The 26,422-nt window shown below is 61.9% G+C and carries 27 protein-coding genes; 16 read left to right on the plus strand and 11 right to left on the minus strand.

All coding sequences use genetic code 11. The features are described from left to right. Window positions 1–89: 89 nt before the first annotated feature. Window positions 90–1,454: a putative bifunctional diguanylate cyclase/phosphodiesterase gene (locus tag OLZ32_RS09850; RefSeq protein ID WP_003545835.1), complete on the plus strand. Its 1,365-nt coding sequence runs from the start codon at window positions 90–92 to the stop codon at window positions 1,452–1,454. 55 nt (window positions 1,455–1,509) lie between these two features. Here the strand turns inward: OLZ32_RS09850 and OLZ32_RS09855 are convergent, their stop codons facing one another. The 5 genes from OLZ32_RS09855 to OLZ32_RS09875 form a co-directional block, all read right to left on the minus strand. Beyond that, the gene (locus OLZ32_RS09855; protein WP_003545837.1) at window positions 1,510–2,115 is read right to left on the minus strand and encodes a PRC-barrel domain-containing protein; all 606 of its coding nucleotides are present in this window, start codon (window positions 2,113–2,115) and stop codon (window positions 1,510–1,512) included. A gap of 233 nt (window positions 2,116–2,348) precedes the next feature. After that, complete coding sequence (locus OLZ32_RS09860) at window positions 2,349–3,236, minus strand: SMP-30/gluconolactonase/LRE family protein (protein ID WP_003545839.1); 888 nt, start codon at window positions 3,234–3,236, stop codon at window positions 2,349–2,351. Continuing rightward, window positions 3,233–3,874: a 2-dehydro-3-deoxy-6-phosphogalactonate aldolase gene (locus tag OLZ32_RS09865; protein ID WP_264420786.1), complete on the minus strand. Its 642-nt coding sequence runs from the start codon at window positions 3,872–3,874 to the stop codon at window positions 3,233–3,235. The genes OLZ32_RS09860 and OLZ32_RS09865 overlap by 4 nt, the downstream gene beginning before the upstream one ends. Before the next feature lie 13 nt (window positions 3,875–3,887). Then, entirely contained in the window at window positions 3,888–4,805 is a 918-nt protein-coding gene (locus OLZ32_RS09870; protein ID WP_264420788.1) for a 2-dehydro-3-deoxygalactonokinase, read from the minus strand. Continuing rightward, entirely contained in the window at window positions 4,805–5,569 is a 765-nt protein-coding gene (locus tag OLZ32_RS09875; protein WP_406647980.1) for an SDR family NAD(P)-dependent oxidoreductase, read from the minus strand. Before OLZ32_RS09875 ends, OLZ32_RS09870 begins: the two co-directional genes overlap by 1 nt. 105 nt (window positions 5,570–5,674) lie before the next feature. On the opposite strand from OLZ32_RS09875, the gene OLZ32_RS09880 reads away from it, so the two are divergent. The 11 genes from OLZ32_RS09880 to OLZ32_RS09930 all read left to right on the plus strand — a co-directional run bounded on the left by OLZ32_RS09880 (window position 5,675) and on the right by OLZ32_RS09930 (window position 16,951). Then, window positions 5,675–6,472: an IclR family transcriptional regulator gene (locus OLZ32_RS09880; protein ID WP_003545844.1), complete on the plus strand. Its 798-nt coding sequence runs from the start codon at window positions 5,675–5,677 to the stop codon at window positions 6,470–6,472. Window positions 6,473–6,709: 237 nt separating this feature from the next. Beyond that, window positions 6,710–7,444 (plus strand): LuxR family transcriptional regulator, encoded by a 735-nt coding sequence (locus tag OLZ32_RS09885; protein ID WP_003545846.1) that lies wholly within the window; start codon window positions 6,710–6,712, stop codon window positions 7,442–7,444. A 534-nt stretch (window positions 7,445–7,978) separates the two neighbouring features. Then, window positions 7,979–9,151 carry an Mrp/NBP35 family ATP-binding protein gene (locus tag OLZ32_RS09890; protein WP_003545848.1) on the plus strand — a complete coding sequence of 391 codons (1,173 nt, stop codon included), beginning with the start codon at window positions 7,979–7,981 and terminating at the stop codon, window positions 9,149–9,151. Window positions 9,152–9,596: 445 nt separating this feature from the next. After that, complete coding sequence (locus OLZ32_RS09895) at window positions 9,597–10,574, plus strand: magnesium transporter CorA family protein (protein WP_003545849.1); 978 nt, start codon at window positions 9,597–9,599, stop codon at window positions 10,572–10,574. A gap of 18 nt (window positions 10,575–10,592) precedes the next feature. Beyond that, window positions 10,593–12,491: a potassium transporter Kup gene (locus tag OLZ32_RS09900; RefSeq protein ID WP_264420790.1), complete on the plus strand. Its 1,899-nt coding sequence runs from the start codon at window positions 10,593–10,595 to the stop codon at window positions 12,489–12,491. Between the two features lie 317 nt (window positions 12,492–12,808). After that, complete coding sequence (locus OLZ32_RS09905) at window positions 12,809–14,038, plus strand: cell wall hydrolase (RefSeq protein WP_264420792.1); 1,230 nt, start codon at window positions 12,809–12,811, stop codon at window positions 14,036–14,038. A gap of 271 nt (window positions 14,039–14,309) precedes the next feature. Next, window positions 14,310–14,648 carry an AtpZ/AtpI family protein gene (locus tag OLZ32_RS09910; protein WP_003545852.1) on the plus strand — a complete coding sequence of 113 codons (339 nt, stop codon included), beginning with the start codon at window positions 14,310–14,312 and terminating at the stop codon, window positions 14,646–14,648. Between the two features lie 62 nt (window positions 14,649–14,710). Continuing rightward, the gene (locus OLZ32_RS09915) at window positions 14,711–15,463 is read left to right on the plus strand and encodes a F0F1 ATP synthase subunit A (protein WP_003545853.1); all 753 of its coding nucleotides are present in this window, start codon (window positions 14,711–14,713) and stop codon (window positions 15,461–15,463) included. A gap of 67 nt (window positions 15,464–15,530) precedes the next feature. Beyond that, entirely contained in the window at window positions 15,531–15,758 is a 228-nt protein-coding gene (locus OLZ32_RS09920; RefSeq protein ID WP_003545854.1) for a F0F1 ATP synthase subunit C, read from the plus strand. Between the two features lie 77 nt (window positions 15,759–15,835). Further along, window positions 15,836–16,459, plus strand: coding sequence for a F0F1 ATP synthase subunit B (locus OLZ32_RS09925; RefSeq protein ID WP_003545855.1), 624 nt, complete (start codon window positions 15,836–15,838; stop codon window positions 16,457–16,459). Window positions 16,460–16,462: 3 nt separating this feature from the next. Continuing rightward, window positions 16,463–16,951, plus strand: a complete 489-nt coding sequence (locus tag OLZ32_RS09930) for a F0F1 ATP synthase subunit B (RefSeq protein WP_003545857.1) — start codon at window positions 16,463–16,465, stop codon at window positions 16,949–16,951. Between the two features lie 527 nt (window positions 16,952–17,478). On the opposite strand, the gene OLZ32_RS09935 is transcribed toward OLZ32_RS09930, so the two are convergent. Next, a complete protein-coding gene (locus OLZ32_RS09935) occupies window positions 17,479–18,168 on the minus strand; it encodes a ribonuclease HII (protein ID WP_003545859.1) in 690 nt (229 codons plus the stop codon). Between the two features lie 280 nt (window positions 18,169–18,448). Next, the gene (locus OLZ32_RS09940) at window positions 18,449–19,606 is read right to left on the minus strand and encodes a PA0069 family radical SAM protein (RefSeq protein WP_264420796.1); all 1,158 of its coding nucleotides are present in this window, start codon (window positions 19,604–19,606) and stop codon (window positions 18,449–18,451) included. Window positions 19,607–19,745: 139 nt separating this feature from the next. Between OLZ32_RS09940 and OLZ32_RS09945 the strand changes: the two genes are divergently transcribed. Further along, complete coding sequence (locus tag OLZ32_RS09945; protein ID WP_003545863.1) at window positions 19,746–20,264, plus strand: glycosyltransferase family A protein; 519 nt, start codon at window positions 19,746–19,748, stop codon at window positions 20,262–20,264. Window positions 20,265–20,443: 179 nt separating this feature from the next. After that, window positions 20,444–20,779, plus strand: coding sequence for a hypothetical protein (locus OLZ32_RS09950; RefSeq protein ID WP_003545864.1), 336 nt, complete (start codon window positions 20,444–20,446; stop codon window positions 20,777–20,779). Between the two features lie 17 nt (window positions 20,780–20,796). Here OLZ32_RS09950 and moaB read toward each other — a convergent pair whose 3' ends face one another. The 4 genes from moaB to OLZ32_RS09970 all read right to left on the minus strand — a co-directional run bounded on the left by moaB (window position 20,797) and on the right by OLZ32_RS09970 (window position 25,300). Then, window positions 20,797–21,348: a molybdenum cofactor biosynthesis protein B gene (gene moaB, locus OLZ32_RS09955; RefSeq protein ID WP_026160118.1), complete on the minus strand. Its 552-nt coding sequence runs from the start codon at window positions 21,346–21,348 to the stop codon at window positions 20,797–20,799. Then, on the minus strand, window positions 21,348–22,259 hold the full coding sequence (locus OLZ32_RS09960) for a 4-(cytidine 5'-diphospho)-2-C-methyl-D-erythritol kinase (RefSeq protein ID WP_264420799.1): 912 nt from the start codon (window positions 22,257–22,259) through the stop codon (window positions 21,348–21,350). The genes moaB and OLZ32_RS09960 overlap by 1 nt, the downstream gene beginning before the upstream one ends. Before the next feature lie 57 nt (window positions 22,260–22,316). After that, window positions 22,317–24,149 (minus strand): tetratricopeptide repeat protein, encoded by a 1,833-nt coding sequence (locus tag OLZ32_RS09965; RefSeq protein ID WP_264420801.1) that lies wholly within the window; start codon window positions 24,147–24,149, stop codon window positions 22,317–22,319. 134 nt (window positions 24,150–24,283) lie between these two features. After that, window positions 24,284–25,300 carry a polyprenyl synthetase family protein gene (locus tag OLZ32_RS09970; protein WP_018070111.1) on the minus strand — a complete coding sequence of 339 codons (1,017 nt, stop codon included), beginning with the start codon at window positions 25,298–25,300 and terminating at the stop codon, window positions 24,284–24,286. A gap of 108 nt (window positions 25,301–25,408) precedes the next feature. Here OLZ32_RS09970 and OLZ32_RS09975 point away from each other — a divergent pair, with 108 nt between their 5' ends. Beyond that, window positions 25,409–25,636, plus strand: a complete 228-nt coding sequence (locus tag OLZ32_RS09975) for a putative signal transducing protein (RefSeq protein ID WP_003545870.1) — start codon at window positions 25,409–25,411, stop codon at window positions 25,634–25,636. A 6-nt stretch (window positions 25,637–25,642) separates the two neighbouring features. After that, window positions 25,643–26,413: a tRNA1(Val) (adenine(37)-N6)-methyltransferase gene (locus OLZ32_RS09980; RefSeq protein ID WP_264420805.1), complete on the plus strand. Its 771-nt coding sequence runs from the start codon at window positions 25,643–25,645 to the stop codon at window positions 26,411–26,413. Window positions 26,414–26,422 lie beyond the last annotated feature (9 nt).

Below are 26,422 nucleotides of genomic sequence, written 5' to 3' on the forward strand. Positions count from 1 at the left end.
TCAAGCGGTTATGTCGCTGATTTACTATCGAATTGTTAAGACCTGCCGGTCATTCTTCTGCATGGCTCCGGAGGAAAGCTCGGGTTTGGATGATGAAATCGGCGGACATAGCTTTCTTGACCGTCGGTCAGAATGAGCTTCAGGCGATGGCCTATACCGATCCGTTGACGGGATTGGGCAACCGCAATCGCATGCGGGACAAGGTCTTGCAGATCTCCGCTGAGCGCGCCAGCGATCCGGCCCCCTTCACCATCGGCATCGTCAACCTCGACAGCTTCAAGCCGATCAACGATCTGTTCGGCTCGACAGCCGGCGATGAAATCCTCTGCCAGGTCGCCCATCGTCTCAGGGCCTGCATTCCTGATGGCGCGCTGGTCACCCGCCACGATGGCGACGAATTCGCCTTCGTACTGCCGTTGATCTTCGAGCGGGCGAGTGCCGAGAAATTCGGCCAGATGATCCGCGAAGTGCTGTCGGCCCCTTATGACCTCGGCGATCGCAACGTCCGTCTTTCCGCCTCCCTCGGCTTTTCCATCTATCCCTTCGCCGGAGAGGATTGCGAGGAACTGCTGAAAAGCGCCGAAACCGCCCTCTACCGTTCCAAGCGCCGCGGCCGCGGCCAGATCACCGTCTATTCGCGCGAAATCGCCCAGGAGATGAAGCGCGCGACGCAGCTGGAGCAGGCGCTTAGAAACGCCATCATCTCCGACGCGATCGACGTGCATTTCCAGCCGATCGTTTCGCTGTCCAACAACCAGGTCGTCGGCTTCGAGGCGCTCGCCCGCTGGAACGATCCCGATCTCGGCTTCGTGTCGCCCGGCGTCTTCGTGCCGCTCGCCGAGGAGCGCGGCTTCATCGATGCGCTGTCGGAGGCGCTGTTGCGCAAGGCCGCCGAAGCAGCGCTTTCCTGGCCGCGCGAACTCTTCCTGTCCTTCAATCTTTCCTCGGCCCAGCTGATGGATCCGGGCACGAGCAGCAGCGTCTTGTCGATCCTCGGGCGCGTCGGCTTTGATCCGCATCGCCTGGAGCTGGAAATCACCGAGACGGCGGTGATGAGTTCGGCCGATACCGCTCACCGCATCATCGCCGATTTGCGCGCCGCCGGTGTGCGCATCTCGCTCGACGATTTCGGCACCGGTCAATCGAGCCTTGGGCGCCTGCGCGACTTCATCTTCGACAAGATCAAGATCGACCGCGCCTTCGTCTCGCGCATCAATTCCGATCGCGCCTCCGAACACATCATCAAGGCGATCCTTACCATGTGCGAGGGCTTGGAGCTGGAAGTCGTAGCGGAAGGCATCGAAGATTATGCCGAGGCGGTAAAATTGCGCACGCTCGGCTGCGGCATGGGCCAGGGCTATCACTTCGGCCGTCCGGCCGACGGTATCGCCACGCTGCGTTTCCTGCACGAAAACTATTACGATCCGACCATGGCGGAGCGTGCCAGCGCATAAAACGATGGCGCCCCTGGGAGCGCCATCGCCTAGGCTATACTACCGCGCACGGATTTTACTTAGGCGTGGTCGAGCCGGTTGCTGTGGTATCGGTACCGGTCGCAGCCGGAGCCTTTTCGGCCGACTGCATTGCCAGCGTCTTGAACTCAGGTGCGGCCTTCAGCGATTCAGCCGTTTCGCTGGTCGTCAGCTTGACGCTGCCGTCCTGGGTGTTCTGCGCGACGGTGATCTTTTCCATTGGCACGGCGACGTTCTTTTCGCCGATTCCGAGGAAGCCGCCGACGCCAACGATTGCGGCAACCATGCCGCCATCCTTCTTCAGAATTAGGTCGTTGACGCTGCCGATGCTTTCATTGTTGCCGTTATAGACCGACTGGCCAATATAGGTGTTGGCGCTGACCTGGTCCGGAGACTGTTCCGTCAGATAGCTGGCCTGAGCCGTATCTGCCGTCGGTTCTGCGGCCGGAGCCTGTGCGGCATCGCCAGCGGGCTTGGTGACATCAGGCGTCATCGGCTTCGGTGCTGCCGGATCGGCAGGAGCTGCCTGCGTCGGCGCGGCGGGATCCGCCGGCTGCGGCGCCGTTTGCGAGAATGCCGCCGGTGCGAAAGCCGTGGCAAACAGGGCGCCAGCGGCAACGGTCGTCAAGAGTTTGCGTGTCATTTCGAACCTACCTTCGTTTTTCCCTAGAGTAATCGCTGACCCGGCAACACCTGTTTCTCAGGTCTCTTTGCCGCGTCGGTTCGAAAGGAAAATGGCTGGTGGCGCGATTGGTTCCGGTTGAAAACACGGAAAATTTCTCGATTTTCACGGAACATTTATCGAAGGGCAGTCGCTGAACCGAGAAAAGGCGCCCCGGTGGGGGAGCGCCTCTGATCACCGATGACAAGCAAAAATCAGATTACATAGACGGGATCGAACACGCCTTTGACGTCGATGCCGAGTTCCAGCAGCGCGCCGGCACTGGGCTGCGCCGACCGCGCATCCTCGTCGAGCCCTTCCCAGGCGGTCGTCACCGCCAGGCGGTCGGCATTGACGCCGATGAAGGCAGGGCAGGAGGGCTGGACGGCAGGAACCTTGTAGCGCGAGATGCGCAGGCCGTCCGGACTGTAGCGGTCGACGACGCCGGCGCCCCAGCGCGCATTCCACAGATAGCCGTCGGCATCGACCACCGAGCCGTCGATGCTGCCGGGGTCGTCCATGCTGTCGACGAGCACGATCGGCTCGCCCGAGGGGAGGCCGGTCAACGGATCGACCATGACGCGCATCAGCCGGTTGATGCGAGAATCCGTATAATAGCCGACCGTGCCGTCAGGCGAGAAGCAGATCGAATTCGGGATGCTGATGCCATTGAAGATCTTCGTCACCTTGCCGCTGGCGACATGGTAGATGGCGCCGGCCTGGTTTTCCGCCCGCTTGCTCATCGTGCCGATCCAAAGCGCACCCGAAGGATGCGTGCGGCCGTCGTTCGAGCGGTTTTCCGGCCTGTCGTTTTCGAGCGCGGCGTAGAAGGTGAGGTTGCCGCTTGCCACATCGCGAACGAAAAGCCCTTCTTCCGTCGCGATCAGCTGCCGCCCGGCGTCGATGCGGGCAAGCACGCTTGCCATCACAGGCAGCGGATGCACCTTTTTCGCAGCCGTCGAAAGATTGAGCTCGTGCAGTTCCTTGCCGAGGATGTTGAACCACCAGACGGTATTACTATCAGGATCATAGGTCGGGCCTTCACCGAGAACAGAATTGGTATTGCAAAGTGTTTTGCCCTCGAACTCATAAATATCGGTCATACGTTCACGCTCCCAATGGCTGCATCATAGGCGTAAATGGTCGCCTTGGCGCGCTCGGCAACCTCTGACGCGGTCATTCCTGGCTTGTAGATGCTGGTGCCGAGGCCGAAGGCAAAGATGCCGGCCTTGGTATAATCGCCGAAATTCTTGTCCGAGACACCGCCGACGGCGGCAATCATCAGCTCCGGCGGCAGGATTGCCCGGATCGCCGTGATGCCGGAAGGGCCGAGCACGCTCGCCGGAAAGAATTTGAGCCCGGTGGCGCCGGCGCGCGCAGCCGCCAGCGCCTCGGTCGGCGTGAAGACGCCCGGCATCGTCACCATGCCGTATTCGCGCGCCCGGATGATCACCTCTGGCTCGACATTCGGCGTGACCAGCAGCTTGCCGCCGGCCGCATGCAGGCTGTCGACCGCCTCGACGCTCAGCACCGTGCCGGCGCCGATCAGCACTTCGGCCGGCGCCATCTTCGCGGCGATCTCGATGGATTTGAACGGTTCCGGCGAGTTGAGCGGGATCTCGATCGCCGTCAGGCCATTTTCGATCAGAGCGCCGACGACGCTTTCGGTCTCGTCGGGCCGGATGCCGCGAAGGATGGCGATCAGCGGGTGCTTCATATCGGGGAAGGGGATACGGTTCATCGTGTCAGCTTTCTCAGTTCGGCCAGATGGCTTCGGCGGCAGCCGAAAGCCCGCGGCGTACGGCGGCGTCGGCGTCGATGGCGGTGAAGGCAAGGGAGAGGGTTTTGAAGGCCTGTTCGTAGAGCGCCTGCAGCCGCCCGGAGGCGACAAGGGTAATGTCGGTGCCGTTTGCCGCATCCTGCAGCGCCCCGGCGATTTCGAGGCCGATCAGCGTACCGGAAAGCCGGGCTTGCGCGGCGGCGGCGGATATGCCGTGCAGGAGTTGGCCCGAGCGGGCGGTGAACAGCAGGTTGGAGGCAAGGGCCGGCCGCGCAAAGGCGGCCGAGACGGCGGCCGCGAAGGCGTCCGCGTCTGCCGGCTGCTCTTCCGCACCGGCAACGGCATGCGAAAGGATCGTGTGTTTGCTGATGACGTCGAAAAGCTCGCCGGTCATGAAGGTCGAAAAGCCGGTCACCTTGCCGTCCGTCACATGCACCCATTTCGAATGCGTGCCGGGCATGCAGACCGCCTGCGCGCCCGAGCTTGCGCGGCCGAGCGCGCCGAGAAGCTGGGTTTCCTCGCCGCGCATGACGTCGGGCCTCGCCATGTCCCGCTGGGCAAGGCCCGGCAGGATGCGGATGTCGCGGCTTTCGCCGGGCACGGAGACCGCCCCGGTCAGGATCGAGGCGAGCGGCGCCGGCACATCGATATAACCGGCCTCGACCCAGCCCTGCCTGGCGCCGGCCATGCCGCAGACGATCACCGGCAGGTTTTCCGGCGCCTCGATCGCGGTGAGATGGCCGGCAAGCACGGCGGAAAAGCCGGCCTTTGCCGCGCTCGTCATGCCTTCGCCGCTGCGGCGTTCGGCAAGGACGGTGCCGTCCCTGCCGATCAGCCACAGCCGAAAGCTGCTGGTGCCCCAGTCCACCGCGACATAAGCGGGATTTGTCATTACAGAACGCCTCCATCGACAATCAGGGACTGGGCGGTCATCGCCGCCGCACAGTCGGATGCAAGAAACAGGCAGGGACCGACGATCGCATCGGGTTTGAGCGCGACCTTCAGGCACTGGTCCTCGACCGAGCGCGCAATGCTCTCCTCGGTGAGCCAGTGCTGCATCTGCCGCTCGGTGACCACCATGCCGGGCAGGATGCAGTTGACCCGGATGTTCTCCGGCCCGAGCCTGCCCGCCAGGCTCTTCGTCAGCCCGACGACCGCCGCCTTGGCTGCCGCATAGGCGGGAAAGCCGCCCATGTTCAGCTTGAAGGCGATCGACGACATATTGATGATCGCCCCGCCGCCGGCCGTCCGCATCGACGGCACGACTGCCTGCGAGGTGAAGAACACATGCTTGAGGTTGACCGCCTGGTTGTTGTCCCAATAGGCCTCTGTCACCGCGTCGAATTCATGGCGGTCGTCCCAGGCGGCATTGTTGACCAGCACGCGGATTGGCCCCGAACTCGCAACGACGGTATCGACCGTGCGCCGGATCGCCTCGATGTCGCGCAGGTCGGCATGGTGAAAGGAGACCGGATGCGCCGTCTCCCGCGACAGCCTTTCGGCAAGCTCGCGGCCTGCGGCCTCGGCGATATCGATGAACGAGACCTTGGCGCCCTGGCGTGCGAAACCTTCGACGATCGCAGCACCGATGCCCGATCCGCCGCCGGTGACCAGCACGGCGCGGTCTTTGAACTCGGGAAATTGTGCTGCCATCATGGTCACCGTCGCCTCCCGACTTAACTGTTCCATTATTTGGAACTTAATTTGACTATATGGAATTATCGAATTACACTGGCCTTTCTGTCAAGGGCGGACGAGGCGATGAATTCAAACGGCGAAAGCACGGCGCAGGCACGCGAGACCGGCACGCTCGGCAAACTGATGGTCCTGCTCGATCTCGTCACCCATGCGGATGCGCCGCTGCGTTTCACCGATATCCTGGCCCTTGCCGGCCAGCCGCGCGGCACGCTGCATCGCCAGCTCACCCATCTGGTGGAGGAGGGGCTGCTCGAGCTCGATGGCGACGGCCGATATGCGCCTGGCCTGCGCCTGCTCGATTTTGCCGCGCGCAGCTGGGCGCGCAACGAATTCCGTCTGATCGCCGAACCGCACCTTGCCGATCTGCAGCGGGCGACCGGCGAGACCGTGCATCTCGGCGTCCTCAGGGGCCAGTCGATCATCTATCTCGATAAGGTCGAAGGCCGTCAGCCGGTGCGCATGTATTCGCAGATCGGCAATGCCTCGCCCTGCTACTGCACCGGCGTCGGCAAGGCCGCCCTTTCGCTACTCCCGGCCGAAAGCCTCGTCGGTCTCGTCGCCGGCCTGAGCTTCACCAGTTTTACGGCCTCGACCCTTGTCTCAGCTGAAACGCTGCTCGCGGAAATCAGCGAGATTGTCGAGCAGGGCTATGCCTTCGACCGCGAGGAACATGAGGCCGGCATCCGTTGCGTTGCCGCACCCGTCTGGTCGGAGGATCGGACCTTTATCGGTGGCATTTCGATTACCGGCCCGGCCTATCGGTTGTCGATGGAACTTCTGCACCAATGGGCCGTTCCGGTTCAGCTGGCGGCTGGGAGGATCATGGAAGGCATGCGCGTCCGTCTGGGTCCGCGCCGCTGACGCAAAAAGTCGCCGTCCGCCGGCCGCTGGACGCAATCGCAGAGCATGCTTATGATGAGCGCGATATTGAGATTTGCTGGCGAATCACCACAACTAGAACGGTCCGCGAAATCTACAACCATTCACCGGCCGAACGCTCAACGCCGAGGCCGATCCCATGTGATCCAAAGCGATCATCGTTCCCTGAGGCAATCGCAAACGGTTTGCCGGCCGCTGTGCCGAAGATGAAGAAATGTGATGGCACCCTTGTCGCAAACATCCACGGAAGAAGACGATTATGTTCAGGAAATAGCGGGCCTGAAGACCCAGTTCGATATTTTCCGTTTCATGAAACGCGTGACGGAAGCCTATCGCAGCCGTGCCTTCATGGTTCTCAACCTGCCGCCGATCACCTCTTTCGATCTTCAGGGCAGTACTGTCATCACCAGCTGGCCAGCCGAGCTTCTGGCCCTCTACGACCAGGAGGGCCTGATGGTGAACAGTCCGGTCCTCAGGCGGCTGAGGACATCCGCGCGGCCCTTCTTCTACGACATGTCGCAGCAGAACTGGTCGCGGGACGACGGCAAGTCCATCCTCGTCGCCTCGCTGTTCGAACGATTCAAGATGATGCGTTGCGCCTATTTCCCGACCCATGAGCCCTCCGGCCTGCGCGGCGCCGTCTCTTTTGCCGGCGACCGCGAACCCTTCAGCCCGGCCGAGATGCGCGAGCTCTGCTACATCGCCATCCACGTCTTCGACAGGCTCGCCGAGATCCGCAACCTCGATACGCGCATGACGGACACGCTGACCGACCGCGAGATCGATTGCCTCAACTGGACGGCGGCCGGCAAGACCAGTGCCGAAATCGCCGAAATCCTGACCCTGTCCGAGCATACGGTCAATCACTACCTCAACCGCGCCACCAAGAAGCTCGACACGGTCAACCGCACCCAGGCGGTCGCCAAGGCGCTACGCATCGGCCTGATCAAATAAGTTGCAAAAAACAACCGATGGCTTTCGAAGCCGCCCAGCACGTAGGCATATCTTTCCTGCTGAGGGGCTGTCGCAAGCGCTTTTGCGGTCTTTTTACTGATTTTCCATCTGGCACGCTTTCTGCATCTGTTGATGCGAGAGGTCCAGAGGGGACTTTGAGACCAGCGCCAGGAAATGGCGCGGCCGACACACCGCTGCCCGACGCCGATGCCGCTTTTCTCCCGGCTCTTCGGTGTCGGCGGCGGTTGTTGCGTTTTGGCACCGCTTCTTACCCGGCTGTCTGCGATTTCGTCTTCCCCGTTCACTTTTCGCTGGTCTTTTTTTCGGCTTGCTCTAGTTCGCCCCGGATTGCGCCGGTTCTCGGGGAGACCGTTGCGGCCATCAGGGCGAAAGCCCGGCGGACTTGATGGCCGCAACGGATTGCCAATTCTCCCCGGCGCTCTTTTGGCGCGCGGGATTTTCCTCCCGATGATTTTGTTTGGCGAAGGCTTCCGTCTCCACTATCTGTGATCTGCAAGAAGCAGTGAGGGTGGAATGGCCGACGTTACCAAGGAACAGGTTCTCGAAACGCTGAAGACCGTGCGTGGACCCGATCTCGAGCACGATATCGTCGAGCTCGGCATGGTCTCCGACGTCTTCATCTCCGACGGCAAGGTTTATTTCTCCATTACCGTCCCGGCCGATCGCGCCAAGGAGCTGGAGCCGATGCGGCTCGCCGCCGAGCGCGTCATCAAGGAAATGCCGGGCGTCAAGGGTGCCCTCGTCACACTGACCGCCGACAAGAAGGCGGCGGCCGCCGCTCCGGCTGCCCGGCCGAACCCGCCTCACGGCCATGCCGGCCACGATCATCAACATGATCATGCGGGCCACGCCCACGCGCCTCAACAACCGCCGCGCGCCGGCAAGATCGGTGTGCCCGGCATCGGTGCCATCATTGCCGTCGCCTCGGGCAAGGGTGGGGTCGGAAAGTCGACCACCGCCGTCAATCTCGCACTCGGCCTACTCGCCAACGGCCTTCGTGTCGGCATTCTCGATGCCGATATCTACGGTCCCTCGATGCCGCGGCTGCTGAAGATATCCGGTCGCCCGACCCAGATCGACGGCCGTATCATCAATCCGATGGAGAATTATGGCCTCAAGGTCATGTCGATGGGCTTCCTTGTCGACGAGGAGACGGCGATGATCTGGCGCGGGCCGATGGTCCAGTCGGCGCTGTTGCAGATGCTGCGCGAAGTCGCCTGGGGCGAACTCGACGTCCTCGTCGTCGACATGCCGCCCGGCACTGGCGATGCCCAATTGACCATGGCCCAGCAGGTGCCGCTTGCCGGCGCCGTCATCGTCTCGACGCCGCAGGATCTGGCGCTGATCGATGCCCGCAAGGGCCTCAACATGTTCCGCAAGGTCGAGGTGCCGGTTCTCGGCATCGTCGAGAATATGAGCTATTTCATCGCCCCGGATACCGGCACCCGCTACGACATCTTCGGCCATGGCGGCGCCCGCAAGGAGGCAGAGCGCATCGGCGTGCCCTTCCTCGGCGAAGTGCCGCTGACGATGAACATCCGCGAAACCTCCGACGCCGGCACGCCGCTCGTCGCCTCCGAGCCGAACGGCGTCGTCGCCGGCATCTACCGCGGCATCGCCGCCAAGGTCTGGGAACAGGTGGCCGGCCAGTCTCAGCGTCCGGCACCGACAATCGTCTTCGAATAATGCATGCGCCCGGAAGTGTGAAGCGGTTCCGGGATAAAGGCATGCATCACGACAAATGCATGTCGCCCGGAAGTGTGCAGCGGTTCCGGGATAACGGCATGCATGAAACAAAGAGCTGACGCGCGTCGCATGAATCGGGCTCGATGCGAAGTGCTTGAGCGAGCCGAATCGCCGCGCCGGATACCCCAAATTGTGGGGGAAACGTGGTGAAAAGCCGCGCTTCACGGAAGATGGCTTGATTATTTCACGGCTTTGCTTCATATGCCGCGGCGCCATGATGGCGTTTTGCTGCAGTTGCTCAGTGACGGTCGTCTTCGTCTCGAAGAGGCCTGCCCGCCTGCAAGTTCGGAGTTGTCTTGTCGATCGAAGGATTGGGAACTGCGATGCGGTTGAGCACAACGCGCATGCCGGCCTTTAAGGTTGGGTGCAGCCGGAGAGACGACCGGTGATTACCGCTTACTGTTCCAATTGCAGGTCGGTCGAGATCCGCGATCTGTCGCATGCCGCGTCCTTTCCCGAGGATGTCGTCTGGATCGATATGATCGAGCCGACCCGCGATGAGGAAATCTATGTCGAGAAGGTTCTCGGCATCGAGGTCCCGACCCGCGACGACCTCAAGGATATCGAGCCTTCCGCCCGTCTCTATGTCGAAAACGACGCCGTTTTCATGACCGCCTCGCTGCTCTGGAAGGCTGACACCGACGTGCCGACGCTGACAGATGTCGCTTTCATCCTGGCTGGAAACCGTCTGGTCACCATTCGCTACGCCCATCCCAAATCCTTTGCGCTGTTCATCGCTGCCCTTCACCGGCTGCCGGAAAACTGGCGCAGTGGTGCCGCCCTTCTCGCCAAGCTGTTGGAGACGATCGTCGACCGCACCGCCGAGATCCTCGAGATTTCCGTCTCGCGCATCGACATCTTGTCGATGCATGTCTTCGGCGACCGGGCAAGGAAGGTGCGCAAGCCCTCGAACTATCTCGAGGAGAAGCTGCGCGATATCGCTGGCCATCACCGGATGATCAGCAAGGTGCGCGACAGCCTCGGCTCGCTTGCCCGGCTGCTGACGTTCTTTCACACCATCCCGGCGATGCAGCAGGACCGCGAGACGAAGGAGCTCTGCCGAACCGTTTCCCGCGATATCCAGTCGTTGTCGGAGCATGCTTCCTTCGTCGCCGCCAACATCACTTTCCTGCTCGATGCTTCGCTCGGGCTGATCAACATCGAGCAGAACTCGATCATCAAGATTTTCTCGATTGCCTCGGTGGTGTTCTTGCCGCCGACATTGGTTGCTTCCGTCTATGGTATGAACTTTCAGGTCATGCCGGAGCTGACCTGGGCCGCGGGTTATCCCTATTCGCTGGCCCTGATGGTGATTTCAGCCGTCATCCCCTTTTTCTTTTTCCGCTGGAAAGGCTGGCTCTGAGGAGCCTGTTAAAACTTCATGTCCGAAGAGAGCCATCCGACCGAACGCCATATGACGCCGAAAAAGCTGTTCTATCTCGGGCTGGGTTCCGTCGGTGTCGTCTACGGCGATATCGGTACCAGCCCGCTCTATGCCTTTCGCGAGGCGCTGAAGCCGGTGGCCCACGACGGCGTTACCCGTTTCGAGATCATCAGCCTGATCTCGCTGATGATCTGGGCGCTGACGATCATCGTCACCATCAAATATGTGCTCTTCCTGTTGCGCGCCGACAATGACGGCGAGGGCGGCACGCTGTCGCTGCTTGCCCTGCTGATGAAGACCGCCAACGGCCACACCGCCATCCTGATGCTGCTCGGCCTGATGGGTGCGGCCCTCTTCCTCGGCGATGCGATGATCACGCCGGCTCTATCCGTGCTGTCGGCGGTCGAGGGTCTGAAGCTCGTCACACCCAGGCTCTCTGAATATATCGTGCCGATCTCGGTGGTGATCCTGGCGCTGCTCTTCGTCGTGCAATCGCGCGGCACCGGCGCCGTCGCGAGGTTCTTCGGCCCGATCACTGCCGTCTGGTTCCTCGTCATGGCTGCCGCCGGCATTTCCCATATTTCGGACGATTACGGCATCCTTGCCGCCTTCAATCCCTATTATGCCGTCGCCTTCCTGCTGCATGAGGGCTTCTACGGCATCGTCGTGCTCGGGGCCGTCTTCCTGACGGTGACGGGCGCCGAGGCACTCTATGCCGATCTCGGCCATTTCGGCCGCCGCCCGATCCAGTGGGCCTGGTTCCTGCTGGTCTTCCCGGCGCTGACGCTGAACTATCTCGGGCAGGGAGCACTCGTTCTCGGCAATCCGATGACGATGTCCGATCCCTTCTATCTGATGTTTCCGAAATGGGCATTGCTGCCGGTCGTCATCCTGGCGACCGCCGCGACGATCATCGCCAGCCAGGCGGTCATCACCGGGGCCTTCTCGATGGTGCGCCAAGGCATCAACCTCGGCTTCCTGCCGCGCATGGAAATCCTCTTCACCTCGGAAACCAATACCGGGCAGATCTTCGTGCCTTCGGTCAATGCCGTGCTGTTCATCGGCGTCATCTTCCTGGTCCTGAGTTTCAAGACATCGGACGCGCTGGCGACCGCCTACGGCATCTCCGTCACCGGCGCCATGGTCGTCACCTCGATCATGGCCTTCGAGTTCGTCCGCGCCCGCTGGAACTGGTCGCTTCCGGTCGCGGTGATCGCGCTTGCGCCGCTGGTGGTGCTCGAATTGATCTTCCTCGGCGCCAACCTTTTGAAGATCCACGACGGCGGCTATATCCCGATCATGATCGCCACCGCCTTCACCGTCGTCATGTGGACCTGGCGTCGCGGCAGTGCGATCCTGATGGAAAAGACCCGCCACACCGATATTCCGCTCGCCTCCTTCGTCAGCTCGATCGAGCGCAAGAGCGAACATTCGCCGGCCCAGGTTCCGGGCACGGCGATCTTCCTGACCAGCGATCCGGAATCGGCCCCCGCCGCCTTGCTGCACAATCTCAAGCACAACCACGTGCTTCACGATCGCAACGTCATCCTGACGATCCGCACGATCAACAAGCCGCGCGTCCCGAGCCAAGACCGCTACAGGGTCGAGCAGATTTCCGAGCGCTTCTCCCGCGTCGAGCTGCTGTTCGGCTTCATGGAATCGCAGAATGTCTCGCAGGCCCTGGCGACACTGCGCAAGACGGGACTGAAGTTCGACATCATGTCGACCTCCTTCTATCTCGGCCGCCGCAAGCTGGTGCCGGACGCCAAATCGGGCATGCCCTACTGGCAGGACCGGCTTTACATCGCGCTCGCCAACGCCGCCGCCAACCCCTCGGATTACTTCCGCCTGCCGGCGAACCGGGTGGTGGAGCTGGGCTCGCACGTTATTATTTGATGCGTGGGGCAAAGACCCCGCCCCAAACCCCTCCCTACAAGGGGGAGGGGCTTAACCTGCCGCTCCGGCGCTTCCCACTTCATCGTTTCATCCGCAGAACGGCTGATGTTTGTTGCGTGCGAGCGCCGCACATAGTCCCTCCCCCTTGTGGGGAGGGGTTGGGGAGGGGACTTTCGCGAGGTGGGGAGGAACCTTTCACAAGGCTGCGACACACCTATCCCTCGAATTATCCCTCACATTAGAATATCCAAAAATTCTCATGGGCACATTTCGGCACAGCCTGTTAACCGGACATCAAGGTTAATGCGGGATTTTTAATGGAATGTTCCCGCGTTCCATGCCCGGAGTCCGTGTTGCGTCGAAAGAGCCCTTCCCGTAGCAAGCTGCGTCTCATTCCCGAGAATTGGGTGTCGCCCGTAATCTTCGGTCTCGCCGGCTGGCTGATTTTCCCGAGCGTCGCATCTCATGCCGATCTCGCCGCCATGCTCGCCGGCCTCGATCATGAGGGGGAGAACTGGCGCATGGTGCTGACCAATTCGCCGGCCGGCTCCATCCACCAGGCCGAGCTCGCCTTCGCCGAGCCGATGGTGACGGGTTCGATCGCAACCGGTGCCGGCATGGTGCTGCCCGATGGCCGCAAGGTCGCCTTCAATGCCAAGGACAAGGGCACTGCCAAGGATAGGGGCCACGAGGACACGCCGGACGAGGATCGCGTCAATCGCAGCACCAAGAAGGGCCGTGTCGTCGCCGTCGAGAAGATGCAGCCGCCGAAGGACTTTTCCGCCGGCTCGATCCTCGAGCGCACCAAGATGCTCTTCACCCCCAGCTTCGATCTCAAGGACCGGTCGGCCTTCGTCAAGCCGAAGATCCAGGGCAAGGAAATCGAGATCGCCACATCTTTCTATAAGACGCGGCCCGTTGTGACCGATAACGGCGTGCCGGCCATGCTCGCAAGCCTCGTCACCAGCAACAAGGCCGATGTGCTGGCCACCGCCTATGCACCAGCAGCACCCGACTATGCCCGCCAATCGCCGTTCGATTCCATCCTGACCGAACAGGACAGCGGCCGCTTCGTTCCGGAGATCGGCCCGCGCGATCACGCCTGGGCCGCAAGCGTGCTGGCGCCGAGCGTCTTTTCCGCCCGCGAACAGCAGTGCCTTGCCTCCGGCATCTATTTCGAGGCGCGTGGAGAATCGGTGAAGGGCCAGGCAGCCGTCGCCCAGGTCATCCTCAACCGCGTCCGCAACCCTTCCTATCCGAAGACCATCTGCGGCGTCGTCTATCAGAACGAGGATTGGCGCAACCGCTGCCAGTTTTCTTTCGCCTGCGACAGCATCAAGGACAGGGTGAACTCGGAATATCACTGGCGAGTCGCCCGCGACGTGGCGATGGCGGTGACCGCTGGCAAGATCTGGCTGCCGCAGGTGGGATCGGCGACGCACTACCATGCCGTCTATGTCAGACCGAAATGGGCAAAGACCATGGAAAAGGTCGGCCGCATCGGTCTTCATGTGTTCTATCGCACCTATGGCGGCGGCTGGAGCTGAGATAAATCACCGGGGCAAGCCGATTTCCGGCCCGGAAAAGCGGATTCTTTCCGTCGAATTTGCGCGATCGACCCCGAGTCGATTTATCTCTTTGATTTGATGGAATTATTTTCTCGCTGGACAGAAGCTGTCTACGCCTTGACTATGCTAATCCCTAAAACTATGTTGCGCGCGACTTCAGAACGGGCCGGAAGGGTCTCAACCTTCGCGTCCGGGGTCCGAATGACCGGGGTAGCGGGAGTGCGGGCGACGGACAGGCGAGGAGAGATCCATGGCGGATGACCGCGAGGAAAGTCTTGAAAAGCGCCGTGCGCAATTGGCAGCGAAACTCGCGACCAAGCGCGTCGAGGCGAACGTGGAAGAGGCAAGCGAAGCCCGTGCCGAGGTAAGCCGCAAAGGTTATGCCCAGGCGATGAAGCTTTCCAGCGAGTTCATTTCCGCAATCGTCGTCGGTGCTCTCCTTGGCTATGTCCTCGACCGTTTTGTTGGCACGGCGCCTTGGGGTTTGATTGTTCTTCTGCTTCTCGGATTTTGTGCCGGCGTTCTGAACGTGCTGCGTTCTGCGGGGGTGGTGGCCCACCCCCTGGACGACAAGGACGACAAGAAATAAGGACCGGTTCCGGTCCAGTGCAATGACCCCGCGTCCTGCGGGCCAAAGAGAGAGAACAAGCGGTGTCTAACGATCCGACTCATCAGTTCCTGATCCAGAAGATTGTGCCGATCGAAATCGGCGGAATTGATTTTTCGTTCACCAATGCATCGCTCTTCATGGCCGCTTCGGCTGCCGTTGCCGCAGGCTTTCTCTATTTCGCGACATCGAACCGCGCCATCGTTCCGGGCCGTTCGCAGTCCATCGCGGAAATGTCCTACGAATTCATCGCCAATATGCTGAAGGAAGGCGCCGGTAAGCAGGGAATGAAGTTCTTCCCGCTGGTGTTCTCGCTCTTCATGTTCGTGCTGACGGCGAACTTGCTCGGAATGTTCCCGTATTTCTTTACGGTGACGAGCCAGATCATCGTCACCTTGGCCCTCGCGATTCTGGTTATCGGTACGGTTCTCGTCTACGGTTTCTACAAGCACGGCTTCAAGTTTCTGAATGTCTTCGTGCCCTCGGGTGTGCCGGGCGTTCTGCTGCCGCTGGTCGTCACGATCGAAATCATCTCCTTCTTGTCGCGACCGATTTCACTCTCGGTTCGTCTTTTTGCGAACATGCTCGCCGGTCACATCACGCTCAAAGTGTTCGCAGGCTTCGTCGCCTCGCTCGGAACCATGGGTGCTCTCGGTATTGGCGGCGCCGTTCTTCCCCTCATCATGACCGTCGCCCTGACCGGTCTCGAGTTCCTCGTCGCCTTCCTCCAGGCTTACGTCTTTGCGGTGCTGACTTGCATGTACCTCAATGACGCGATCCATCCGGGCGGGCACTAAGGATAACGACAACGACGTCAAAGGGCGTCAGTCATTCGCCGCAACAACCATTTCAAAGGAGTTCAACATGGAAGCGGAAGCAGCAAAGTACATCGGTGCAGGCCTGGCTTGCTTTGGTATGGCCGGTACGGCTCTCGGTCTCGGCAATATTTTCGGCAGCTACCTCTCCGGCGCTCTGCGCAATCCGTCTGCCGCTGACAGCCAGTTCGGCCGTCTGGTATTCGGCTTCGCCGTTACGGAAGCTCTGGGCATCTTCTCGCTGCTCGTCGCTCTCCTCCTCCTCTTCGCCGTCTGATATCGGCGAATAGATGGATCACGGCCTGCGATCGCAAGCCGTGATCCTTTGCATTTGCAGTCCACCTGGAGGTGAGCATGTTTTTTGTGACCCCGGCTTACGCTGAGGAAGCACCGGCGGCAGCGACGGGTACGGATGCGCATGCCGCTCCGGCCGCAGGCGAGGTCCATACCGAGACTGGTGTTGCCGAAGGCGGACACGCCCGCGGCCCCTTCCCGCCTTTCGATTCGACGACCTACGCATCCCAGTTGCTCTGGCTGGTGATCACGTTCGGCGTCTTCTATTTGCTCATGCAAAAGGTCATCGCGCCGCGCATCGGGGCGATCCTCGATCAGCGTCACACGCGCCTCTCCCAGGATGTGGAAGAAGCAGGCCGCCTGAAGGCGGAAGCCGACGCCGCCGTCCGGACCTATGAAGGTGAACTGGCCGCTGCCCGTGCCAAGTCCAATGCGATCGGCAGTGCCGCGCGCGACGCTGCCAAGGCCAAGGCCGAGCAGGATCGCCGTGCAGTCGAGGCGACCCTGTCGGAAAAGATCAAGGCTGCCGAGGTCCGCATCGGCGAGATCAAGGCGAAGGCCTTCGCCGATGTCGGCACCATTGCCGAGGAAACGGCCGCAGCCGTTATCGATCAGCTGATCGGCGGCACCGTCGCCAAGGCCGATGTCGCCGCCGCCGTTGCGGCCGCCAAGAAGGAGGTTTGATCGATGGAATTTCTTGATGCGACTTTCTTCGCCTTTGTCGGTCTCGTCCTCTTTCTGGCGCTGGTCGTCTACCTGAAGGTCCCGGGCATGATGGCGAAGTCGCTCGACGACCGCGCCGACCAGATCCGCAACGAACTGGCCGAAGCCAAGCGTCTGCGCGAGGAAGCCCAGCACCTGCTTGTCGAATACCAGCGCAAGCGCAAGGAAGCGGAGGCCGAAGCAGCCCACATCGTTGCCGCCGCCGAGCGCGAAGCCGAAATGCTGACCGCCGAAGCGAAGAAGAAGACGGAAGAATTCGTCACCAATCGCACGGCGCTGTCCGAGCAGAAGATCAAGCAGGCCGAGGTCGAGGCGATGAAGGCGGTGCGTTCCGCCGCTGTCGATCTCGCAATCGCGGCTGCTGAAACCGTGCTCGCCAAGCGGGCCGACGCCAAAATCCAGTCCGAGCTCTTCGGCAATGCCGTCGGCCAGGTCAAGACGCGGCTCAACTGAGCGTTTCGAAAAGATTGAGAGAGAAGGCCGGGCATGTCTCGGCCTTTTCTTTTGTTGGCAAGGCTTGGTCTCTACTCCTCGTGCGGAGGACAATGTGGTGCCGTTGATCCGGCATTGCCACCTCTGTCTGGGCCGGGCCACGTGTCTCTCGCCGTCCTTCGGACCGTCTTAAACAGAGCGAAGGCATATGCCGCAACGTCTCGATTCCCTCTTCTCCCCAGCGGGGAGAAGGTGCCCGTAGGGCGGATGAGGGGGCCGGCGAAGCCGGTCTTTCCCAATAGCGTCCATGCAGGTTTCTGCCGCGATGATATCGTCTCGATCGTATTCAGGGCGCTGGGGAACGGCGTTACCGTCGGCGTGCCGGGATAGGTTTTGCGTGAAGAACGTGCCGTGCGGCCCCCTCATCCGCCTGCCGGCACCTTCTCCCCGAGGGGAGAAGAGGACATGCAGCAACCCCTCCGTTCCTCGCGCGCCCCTTTCAGAGAGCATGCACTTCCTTCTCATTTGCCCGGTCTTCTTTGGGCGACCTATTCGGAAAGCAGCTCGTCCGTCTCAGGACCGTCCTCGGTCTTGCGCAACGGCCTGAAGCTCATCCGGTGCAGCGAACAGGGGCCGTGCCTCTCGATGCCGGCGCGGTGTTGCGCCGTGCCGTAGCCCACATGCGCGGCAAAGCCGTAATCCGGAAACACGCTATGGGCCCGGGCCATCATCCGGTCACGCGTCACCTTGGCGACGATCGAGGCGGCGGCGATCGAGACCGAGCGGGCATCGCCCTTGACCACCGCCTGTCCGGGGCAATCGAGGCCGGGCGGCACGTCGAGCCCGTCGGTGAGCACGTAGCTGGCCGGAATGGCGAGGCTGCAGATAGCGCGGCGCATGGCGTCGAGGCTTGCCTTGCGGATATCCGTCTCGTCGATGCGCGTCGAACTGGAGGAGGCGATGGAGACGGTCGCAGTCGCCAGAATCTGCACGAACAGTTCCTCGCGCCGTTGCGCCGAAAGCTGCTTGGAATCGTTCAGCCCCTCAGGGATGCGCTTCGGATCGAGAATAACGGCGGCAGCCACGACGGGTCCCGCCAGCGGCCCGCGGCCTGCCTCATCGGCGCCGGCGACCGGCCAATGGCCGGCCTTGCGGGCTTTGAGTTCCAGTCGAAAATCCGGCACGAGCGGAGCCGTGTCGAAAAGCAGGGGAGAATCGGGTGGCGTGCGAGGTTTCATGCGGCTGAACCTCGCACGCCAACCCGATTTCCCGCAAGTCCCCGGATCAGGGCGGCGGCCGGGGACCGGTCCGGCGGATGGTGGCGGTCAGGGCCATCCGCGGGAATTGCGCTCGGGGCTCGAAAACAGGCGGTTTTGTCGAGATGCCGATGCGCAAGCTTGAAGCAATTCCAGGAAAAGTGCGGAGCGGTTTTCCGTCTGGAATTGCGTAAAAGGTTAGAGGTAATTCCAGGAAAAGTGTGCAGCGGTTTTTCGTCCGGAATTGCGTAAAAACAAAAGGTTAGAGCAACGACAGCTGCACGCCGCTGCCATCCGGCGGTACGAACAGATCGTCGCGCAGCGGCACGCTGCGTCGCGTCAGGCCGAAACGTCTGGCGGCCATTTCAAAGCGCCGGGCGATCTGCCAGGCATAGGGGCCGGCGCCCTTCATGCGCTTGCCGAATTCGGCATCGTAATCCTTGCCGCCGCGCATCGAGCGTACCAGCGACATCACATGCCGGTAACGATCGGGATAATGCTGCAGCAGCCAGTCGCGAAACAGCGGGCTGACCTCGAGCGGCAGTCTGAGGATGACATAGCTCGCCTCGGCAGCACCCGCAGCCTTTGCCGATTCGAGGATACGCTCCAGCTCGTGGTCGTTTAGCGCCGGGATGAGCGGGGCGGCCATGACAGCCGTCTGGATTCCTGCTTCCGCAAGGGTGTGGATCGTCTCCAGCCGCCGCGGCGGTGTGGCGGCACGCGGCTCCATCGTCCGGGCAAGCTTGCGATCCAGCGTGGTCACCGAGATGCCGACGCGCACCAGGTTCTTACCTGCCATCTCCTGCAGGATGTCGAGATCGCGCAGGATCATCGCCGACTTGGTGACGATCGATACCGGATGGTTCGCCTTGTTCAGCACCTCGAGAATGCCGCGCATGATGCGCCATTCCTTCTCGATCGGCTGATAGGGATCGGTATTGGTGCCGATCGCGATCACCCGCACCTTGTAGCCGGGCTTGGCGAGCTCCCGCTCCAGCAGCTTTGCCGCATCGGGCTTGGCAAAGAGCTTCGTCTCGAAATCGAGCCCCGCAGAAAGCCCCATATAGGCGTGTGTCGGCCGGGCGAAACAGTAAATGCAACCGTGCTCGCAGCCGCGATAGGGATTGATCGAGCGGTCGAAGGAAAGATCCGGCGATTCGTTGCGGGTGATGGCCGTGCGCGGTTTTTCGACCTGCACTTCCGTCTTGAACGGCGGCAGCTCTTCCCACGTCTGCCAGCCATCATCGACGGTCTCCCGCTGCAGCGTCTCGAACCGGCCTGTCGGGTTCAGTCCTGCCCCACGCCCACGCCGCCGATCGACCTCGACTCTCAGACCTGAGGACACGATCATCGCATCGGCAATATCTGCCGTATTGGCAGGCGCGAATGCGGGCTGCCCTGCCAGGGACTGCTCTCTCATCGGATTCTCCCGCGGCGGAAAGCCATCGCCTCCGCCCATTTTGCTGATTAAATTCCTATCCGCAAAACAAGAACAAGGCAAGAACAAAATGAGGAAAACGATGCTGGCAAAATTTTGTGCGGCGCATTATAAATAGTCAATGTTGACGGTTGTTCTCGAATGTCAGGATCAGGAATCTGAGCTGGCACAGACTTTATCGGTATTGGTGGCAGGCGCGGTGGAGGGGCTGGTGAGCGATGTGGTCGTGCTCGATCACGGCTCGCGCGATGGCACCTCGCGGGTGGCCGACGCCGCCGGCTGCCGCTTCCATTCGCAATGGGATATCAAGGACATCGTCCGCGCAGCCCGCGGCGAATGGCTGCTCTTCGTCGAGCCGGGCGCAAGACCCCAGGCCGGCTGGATCGATGAGGTCGCCGAATATATGGCGCTGAACAAGCTGCCGGCGCGCTTCACCGCTTCACGCGGCTACCGGCGCCCGTTCTTCCAGCGTGTCGGCCGGGCCGTGCCGCCGCTGGAGCTTGGTTTGCTGATGCCGAAGAAGCTGGCGCTCGCCACCGCCAAAAGCGGCATGCGGCTCACCGAGTTCGTCAAGGGCCAGAAGCCGCGCCGCTTGGCGAGCGAAATGATTCCGTCCTGGGTCGCGCGCGCTGCTCGATAGGGCCGTCACCCTCTCCATGAGCAAAAGATGGCGCCCAATAGGATTTCGCGCTATAATTCAAACATGGCGCCGTGGAAGCGCCTCGCTTCAACGGAATGGCCATGGAATGCCGGTGAACGGCAGAACAGGTCACCGAAAATCTCCTTTTCTGCCGGGTTCCCGGCGAAAGGAGGTGCGTCATGGCACGCGGCAGGATCTACGGCGTACGCGGTATGATCTATGGCCTGCTGGCCGTCATATTGCCGACATTGGTGATCGCGCATCCGCATTCGGCAGCATCGCAGATGATGCGCAGTTGCGCAGGCCGACCCGAAATCGTCAATTTCCTCGACAAGAACTTCGCCGAAAAGCTCACGGCAGTCGGACTGATCAACCAGAACGCCGTTCTCGAGGTCTATGCCGCCGAAAGCGGCACCTGGACACTCATCGTCACGAACGTTCACGGCATGAGCTGCGTCCTGCTGTCGGGTGACAGCTGGGACACCATGCCCGCCCTGCCGGGCCTTGCGACATAGGGCAAGCGAGAACGGGTTTACTTCGTCGCGCCGCGTTTCAGGTGCTCGTCCAGGCGCGGCATGATCTCGACGAAGTTGCACGGCACGCTTCGATAGTCGAGCTGCCCTTTCAGAATGCCGTCCCAGGCATCCCGGCAGGCGCCGGGCGAACCCGGCAGCACGAAGATGAAAGTGGCGTTGGCAACGCCTGCCGTGGCGCGCGACTGGATCGTCGCCGTGCCGATCTTCTCATAGGAGATCCGGTGGAAGATGGCGGAAAAGCCGTCCATCCGCTTTTCGAACAAAGGCTCCAGCGCCTCTGGCGTCACATCGCGGCCGGTAAAGCCGGTGCCGCCGGTGGTGATGACGACGTCTATGTCTTGGTTCTCAGTCCAGGCCTTCACCCGCGCGGCAATCTTTTCGCAATCATCGGGCACGATCCCCCGGTCGACCAGCCTATGCCCCGCCTCCTTAATCCGCGCCGCCAGCGTGTCGCCTGACTTGTCCGTCTCCGGCGTGCGGGTATCCGAGATCGTGAGAACCGCAATGCCGACCGCGATGAAGGGCCGCTTTTCGTCCAGACCTGCCATCATGCGCCTCCCGAAACCGTTTCCGTCGCCTGGAAATACCAGTCGAGGCGCGCCTCGTGAAGAGCTGCCGCCGCGTCTTTCGCAGCCGCCATCGTCGCAAAGATGCCGAAACAGGTGGCGCCGGAACCGGACATGCGGGTCAAAAGCGCGCCATGGGCCTGCAACATCGCCGAGATCGCCGCGATCTCGGGCACGAGTTCGCGCGCCGGCGGCTCCAGGTCGTTGCGGGCAGCAGCAATCGCCGCGAGCCAGTCGGCAGTCTGAGACCGGCTCAGTGCCAGGCTCAGAGCCGGATTGTTTTTCTCCGCCAGCCGGCGGAAAACCTCGGGCGTCGAGACGCCCTTCAGCGGATTGGCGAGCACCATGGCAAAGGCCGGCAGCTCCGGCACGGATTCGAGCTCTTCGCCGATGCCGCGGGCAATCAACGGCCGGCTCTCAAGGCACATCGGCACGTCGGCGCCGAGCTTCAGGGCGAGAGCTGCGAGCGCCTCCTCGGGCAACGTCGCGCCCCAGAGCCGCGTCAGCCCGCGCAGCGTCGCAGCCGCATCCGCCGAGCCGCCGCCGATGCCGGAGGCGATCGGTAGGTTCTTTTCCAAATGGATGCGGATGGGAAAGGCGAGGGGACCGATCGCCGCGCGCAGGAGATCGCGGGCCTTCAGCACCAAGTTGGTGCCGCTGCCGCCGGCAAGTGTTCCGCCAAAACGGCCCGACAGGGTGAACGCATCGGTCGGCGACGGCACGAAATCCAGCCGGTCGCCGTGATCTGCAAAGGTCACCAGCATATCGAGCAGATGATAGCCATCCGGCCGCTGGCCCGTCACATGCAGGGCCAGGTTGATCTTCGCGCGAGCTTCCTCGGTGATGCTGGAGCATGATGCCGAAAAGTGTGAGCGGTTTTCGGACGACATCATGCTCTATTTCTTTGACCTGTTTCCGGCCAAGTCCTTTTCAGGCATGCCTCCCGCCCGTCAGGATTTCTTGTCGACCGGCGGCGGGATAACGGGTGCCGGATCCGGCTGCTTCTTGTCGGCCGCCTTGGCATCGTCGGTGGCGGGGGGCAGGCCGTTGGCGACCTTGTCCTTGATCTTCGGGATCTCGGCAGCTTCGGGCTCGGAGCCGAGCGCCCGGTTCCACTGGTAGACGGCCTCGAGCTTGCGCCCGACGCGCCAGTAGGCGTCGCCGAGATGGTCGTTGATCGTCGCATCGCCGGCCTTGATCTGTGCAGCCCGCTCCAACTCGTCGACGGCATCGTCGAAGCGGTTAAGGCGGAAATAGGCCCAGCCGAGCGAATCGATGATGTAGCCGTCGTCGGGACGAAGGTCGACGGCCTTCTTGATCATGCCGAGACCTTCGTCGAGGTTCCGGTTCATGTCGATCCACGAATAGCCGAGATAATTCAGTACCTGCGGCTGGTCGGGATTGAGCTCCAGCGCCTTGCGGAAGTTCGGTTCCGCCTGGTCCCACTTCTTCAGCCGCTCATAGGCAATGCCGCGCTGGAAGAAGACGCTCCAGTTGGCGCGGCCGGGAATGGGGCCGATCGTTTCGACGGCCTTGTCGTAATTCGCGGCCATCGCCTGGTAGTCCTTGGCGTCGGAGAGCACGCTGCCATAGGCGAGGTAACTGCGGATGTCCTTCGGGTCTGAGGCGATCAGCGCCTGCAGGTGCTTGCGCGCCTCGTCCACCTTGCCGCCCTGGGCAAGGGCAAGGCCGAGCTGCAGCTCGGAGATGCGCCGCATCGGCGAATTCTCCGGCACCTTCTTGTAGAGCGCGATGGCGCGGTCCATCTGGTTCTGCTTCTCGGCAATGCCGCCGAGCAGCACCAGCGTATCGGCGCTGTTCGGATCGAGCGCATTGGCCGTCTGCAGATACAGCGAGACGATGTCCTCGGCGCCGTCGCGGTTCAGCGCGCCGCCCACCGAAAAGAGCACGCCGGCTGCACCTTCTTCGGCCGTCTTGACCTGCTGCTCCTGCTTCTCGTTCTTTTCGATACTGTCGCGCAGCGCGTTCAGCGGCGCATAGTTCGGCAACAGGTTGTCACCGACGGAAACGGCGTCGAGCGCCTTCTGCTTATTGCCTTGTGTTGCTTCGAGGCGGGCAAGCGCCATCACGGCGCGCATGAAGGTGTCGGGCGCGGTTGCGCCCCCCTCCTTGTCGAGCACGGCATCGTTCAGATGCTTTCGGGCGGATTTCACGTCGCCGATGGCGATGGCGATCGCTCCGGCATTGTAATTCTGGAAGATGCGGAACCAGTCCGGCCCCTTCATCTTCTCGACCATCGTCAGCGCTTCCTTGCCGCGGCCGGCGCCGACGCGGGCCCAGGCGAGCAGCAGGTCGTTCATCATCCGATCGAGATCGTTTGGCCCCTTATATTTCAGGATTGCCTCGGCGGACTTGTAGTCGTCACGGCGTACGGCATCCATGCCGCGCACGATCGTGGTGATACGCTCGACGGAAGGATCGCCCTTCAGGTCATTGGCATATTTGACGCCGTCCTTGATATCGCCATTGAGCAGCAGCGAGATCATCAGCCGCTGGCGAATCTCGGGATTGCCAGGCTCGATCTGCAGCGCCTTCTTGTAGAGTTCGATCGCCGTTTCGTAGTCATGATCGACATCGGCCGTGCGCGCGGCGAGAAAGGCGCCGGAGAAAGTGGTGACGCTGTCCGCATCGAAGTGAACGGCCGTGCCGGAATCGTCTGTCTTGGCCGCATCCTCGGCGTTCGCGCCGCCGACACCGCTGAGCGAAAGGACAGCGGCCAGCGCTGCGCTCGTAAGAAGACGGATGGCAAGTCTCTGCCGCATTAGGAAACCTTTCTTCGACAGCGTCCCGACAAATGGTGTCGGTCGCAAAACCAGTTGCGATCACTGATTCACAACAGGATGGCTTTTTTGAAGCGGCGCTGCAAGAAAATCAGCCTGCGATCAAGGACGTTTGATCAATTGACGCGCTCGATGCAGAAGTCGATCACTTCCATCAGGGCGGATTTCCAGACCGTATCGGGAAGGGGCGCAAGCGCGTCCCGTGCGATTGTTCCGTAATGGATCGCGCGACCGATCGTGTCGCTGAGCGTGCCATATTTGGTGATCAGCCCCAGCGCTTTTTCGAGGTTGGCGTCGGTGCTGTTGCCGGCCTCGATCGCATCGCGCCAGAAGGCGCGCTCATCCTCTGTGCCGCGGCGATAGGCGAGAATGACCGGCAGGGTGATCTTGCCTTCGCGGAAATCGTCGCCGACATTCTTGCCGAGATCGGCCGCCTTGCCGCCGTAATCAAGCGCGTCGTCGACGAGCTGGAAGGCGAGCCCAAGATTCATGCCGTAGGATTTCAACGCATTGCGGCCGGACCGGCCGACCTCGGCGACGATCGGCCCGACTTCGGCGGCGGCGGCAAAAAGAGCGGCCGTCTTGGCGCGGATGACCGAGAGATAATCGTCCTCCGTCGTCTCCATGTTCTTGGCGACGGAAAGTTGCAGCACCTCGCCTTCGGCGATCACGCAGGCGGCGGAAGACAAGACGTCCAGCGCATCGAGCGAGCCGACATCGACCATCATGCGGAAGGCCTGGCCGAGCAGGAAGTCGCCGACCAGCACGCTTGCCTGGTTGCCCCAGATCATCCGCGCCGTCGATTTGCCGCGGCGCAGATCGCTTTCGTCGACGACGTCGTCATGCAGCAGCGTTGCCGTGTGCATGAACTCGACCGATGTGGCGAGCTTGACGTGGTTTTCGCCCCTGTAGTCGAACAGTGACGCGGAAGCCAGTGTCAGCATCGGCCGCAGCCGCTTGCCGCCGGACGAGATCAGATGGTTCGCCACTTCGGGGATCATCTGCACATCGGAGCCGGCCTTAGACAGAATGAGCTGGTTTACTCGCTCCATATCCGCCCTGGTGAGATCGACCAGCGGCTTTATGGATGCCAGTTTGTTTTTGCTTTCTTCAAGCGGTATGACCACGCCCAACGACCCGGACTCCTATTCATTCATTGCATCTGACAATAGAAAGGGGCGATGGACGCGGCAAGGGGTGAATTGTCGCGCTGGGCGAAATTGGAAGGAAAACGACGGCAAATGCATGAGCTTATCCGCGCCAACGATCCCGTTCTTCTCTCCTATGCCGAGAGTTTGATGAAGGATGCCGGAATTCACTGCTTCATCGCCGATCAGGGCATGAGCGTGCTGGAAGGCTCGCTCGGGATGCTGTCGCGCCGCCTGCTGGTGGATGAGGAGATGGCCGATCAGGCGCGCCGCATCCTCACCGATGCCGGTCTCGGCGGCGAGCTGCGCGAGCGGAAGTGAGCTCCGATGACCGCCACTGACACTGTCGATGCCTTTCATCGCGGCGGCTTCCATGTGGTGCAGCCGAAGGGCAGGGGCCATCGCTCCGGCATGGATGCGATGCTGCTTGCGGCTCTGGTCGCCGACGATCGCCCGATCAGGGTTGCCGATCTCGGCGCCGGCGCCGGCGCTGCCGGCCTTGCCGTCGCCTCGCGCCTTGCCGATGCAGAAGTGGTGCTGTTCGAACGCTCGGCCGAGATGGCCGATTATGCCCGCCGCAGCATCCTTTTGCCGGACAATGCCCATATCGCCGGCCGCGTCAGCGTCGTCGAGGCCGATGTGACGCTGACCGCCAAGGCGCGCAACGATGCGGGGCTCACCGATGAGAGCTTCCACCACGTCATCATGAACCCGCCCTTCAACGACGCCGGCGACCGGCGCACGCCGGATGCGCTGAAGGCCGAAGCCCATGCGATGACCGACGGCCTGTTCGAAAGCTGGATCCGCACGGCCGGCGCCATCATGATCTCAGGCGGGCAATTGTCGCTGATCGCCAGGCCACAGTCGATCGCCGAGATCATCAGGGCCTGCGGCCGGCGCTTCGGCGGCATCGAGATCACCGCCATCCATCCGCGTCCGGGTGAAAACGCCGTGCGGATCCTGGTGACTGCGATCAAGGGATCGCGGGCGCGGCTGTCGCTGCGTGCGGCCCTGATCATGCACGAAGAGGGGAGCCACAAGTTCTCCCCTCTCGTCGATGATTTCAACAATGGCCGGGCGGCCTATGCCAGGCTTTAGACTGGCGCC

Source organism: Rhizobium acaciae, assembly GCF_025941625.1.
Classification (GTDB): Bacteria; Pseudomonadota; Alphaproteobacteria; order Rhizobiales; family Rhizobiaceae; genus Rhizobium; species Rhizobium acaciae.

Coding starts and splice junctions, on each gene's coding strand:
- OLZ32_RS09860 (WP_003545839.1), bottom strand. CDS start 3,236: ATGACCGATATTTATGAGTTCGAGGGCAAAACACTTTGCAATACCAAT.
- OLZ32_RS09855 (WP_003545837.1), bottom strand. CDS start 2,115: ATGACACGCAAACTCTTGACGACCGTTGCCGCTGGCGCCCTGTTTGCC.
- OLZ32_RS09935 (WP_003545859.1), bottom strand. CDS start 18,168: ATGAAACCTCGCACGCCACCCGATTCTCCCCTGCTTTTCGACACGGCT.
- OLZ32_RS09910 (WP_003545852.1), top strand. CDS start 14,310: ATGGCGGATGACCGCGAGGAAAGTCTTGAAAAGCGCCGTGCGCAATTG.
- OLZ32_RS09950 (WP_003545864.1), top strand. CDS start 20,444: ATGGCACGCGGCAGGATCTACGGCGTACGCGGTATGATCTATGGCCTG.
- OLZ32_RS09975 (WP_003545870.1), top strand. CDS start 25,409: ATGCATGAGCTTATCCGCGCCAACGATCCCGTTCTTCTCTCCTATGCC.
- OLZ32_RS09885 (WP_003545846.1), top strand. CDS start 6,710: ATGGCACCCTTGTCGCAAACATCCACGGAAGAAGACGATTATGTTCAG.
- OLZ32_RS09850 (WP_003545835.1), top strand. CDS start 90: ATGATGAAATCGGCGGACATAGCTTTCTTGACCGTCGGTCAGAATGAG.
- OLZ32_RS09875 (WP_406647980.1), bottom strand. CDS start 5,569: ATGATGGCAGCACAATTTCCCGAGTTCAAAGACCGCGCCGTGCTGGTC.
- OLZ32_RS09960 (WP_264420799.1), bottom strand. CDS start 22,259: ATGATGTCGTCCGAAAACCGCTCACACTTTTCGGCATCATGCTCCAGC.
- OLZ32_RS09865 (WP_264420786.1), bottom strand. CDS start 3,874: ATGAACCGTATCCCCTTCCCCGATATGAAGCACCCGCTGATCGCCATC.
- OLZ32_RS09965 (WP_264420801.1), bottom strand. CDS start 24,149: ATGCGGCAGAGACTTGCCATCCGTCTTCTTACGAGCGCAGCGCTGGCC.
- OLZ32_RS09980 (WP_264420805.1), top strand. CDS start 25,643: ATGACCGCCACTGACACTGTCGATGCCTTTCATCGCGGCGGCTTCCAT.
- moaB (WP_026160118.1), bottom strand. CDS start 21,348: ATGGCAGGTCTGGACGAAAAGCGGCCCTTCATCGCGGTCGGCATTGCG.
- OLZ32_RS09920 (WP_003545854.1), top strand. CDS start 15,531: ATGGAAGCGGAAGCAGCAAAGTACATCGGTGCAGGCCTGGCTTGCTTT.
- OLZ32_RS09940 (WP_264420796.1), bottom strand. CDS start 19,606: ATGAGAGAGCAGTCCCTGGCAGGGCAGCCCGCATTCGCGCCTGCCAAT.
- OLZ32_RS09925 (WP_003545855.1), top strand. CDS start 15,836: ATGTTTTTTGTGACCCCGGCTTACGCTGAGGAAGCACCGGCGGCAGCG.
- OLZ32_RS09880 (WP_003545844.1), top strand. CDS start 5,675: ATGAATTCAAACGGCGAAAGCACGGCGCAGGCACGCGAGACCGGCACG.
- OLZ32_RS09890 (WP_003545848.1), top strand. CDS start 7,979: ATGGCCGACGTTACCAAGGAACAGGTTCTCGAAACGCTGAAGACCGTG.
- OLZ32_RS09945 (WP_003545863.1), top strand. CDS start 19,746: ATGTTGACGGTTGTTCTCGAATGTCAGGATCAGGAATCTGAGCTGGCA.
- OLZ32_RS09870 (WP_264420788.1), bottom strand. CDS start 4,805: ATGACAAATCCCGCTTATGTCGCGGTGGACTGGGGCACCAGCAGCTTT.
- OLZ32_RS09930 (WP_003545857.1), top strand. CDS start 16,463: ATGGAATTTCTTGATGCGACTTTCTTCGCCTTTGTCGGTCTCGTCCTC.
- OLZ32_RS09905 (WP_264420792.1), top strand. CDS start 12,809: ATGGAATGTTCCCGCGTTCCATGCCCGGAGTCCGTGTTGCGTCGAAAG.
- OLZ32_RS09900 (WP_264420790.1), top strand. CDS start 10,593: ATGTCCGAAGAGAGCCATCCGACCGAACGCCATATGACGCCGAAAAAG.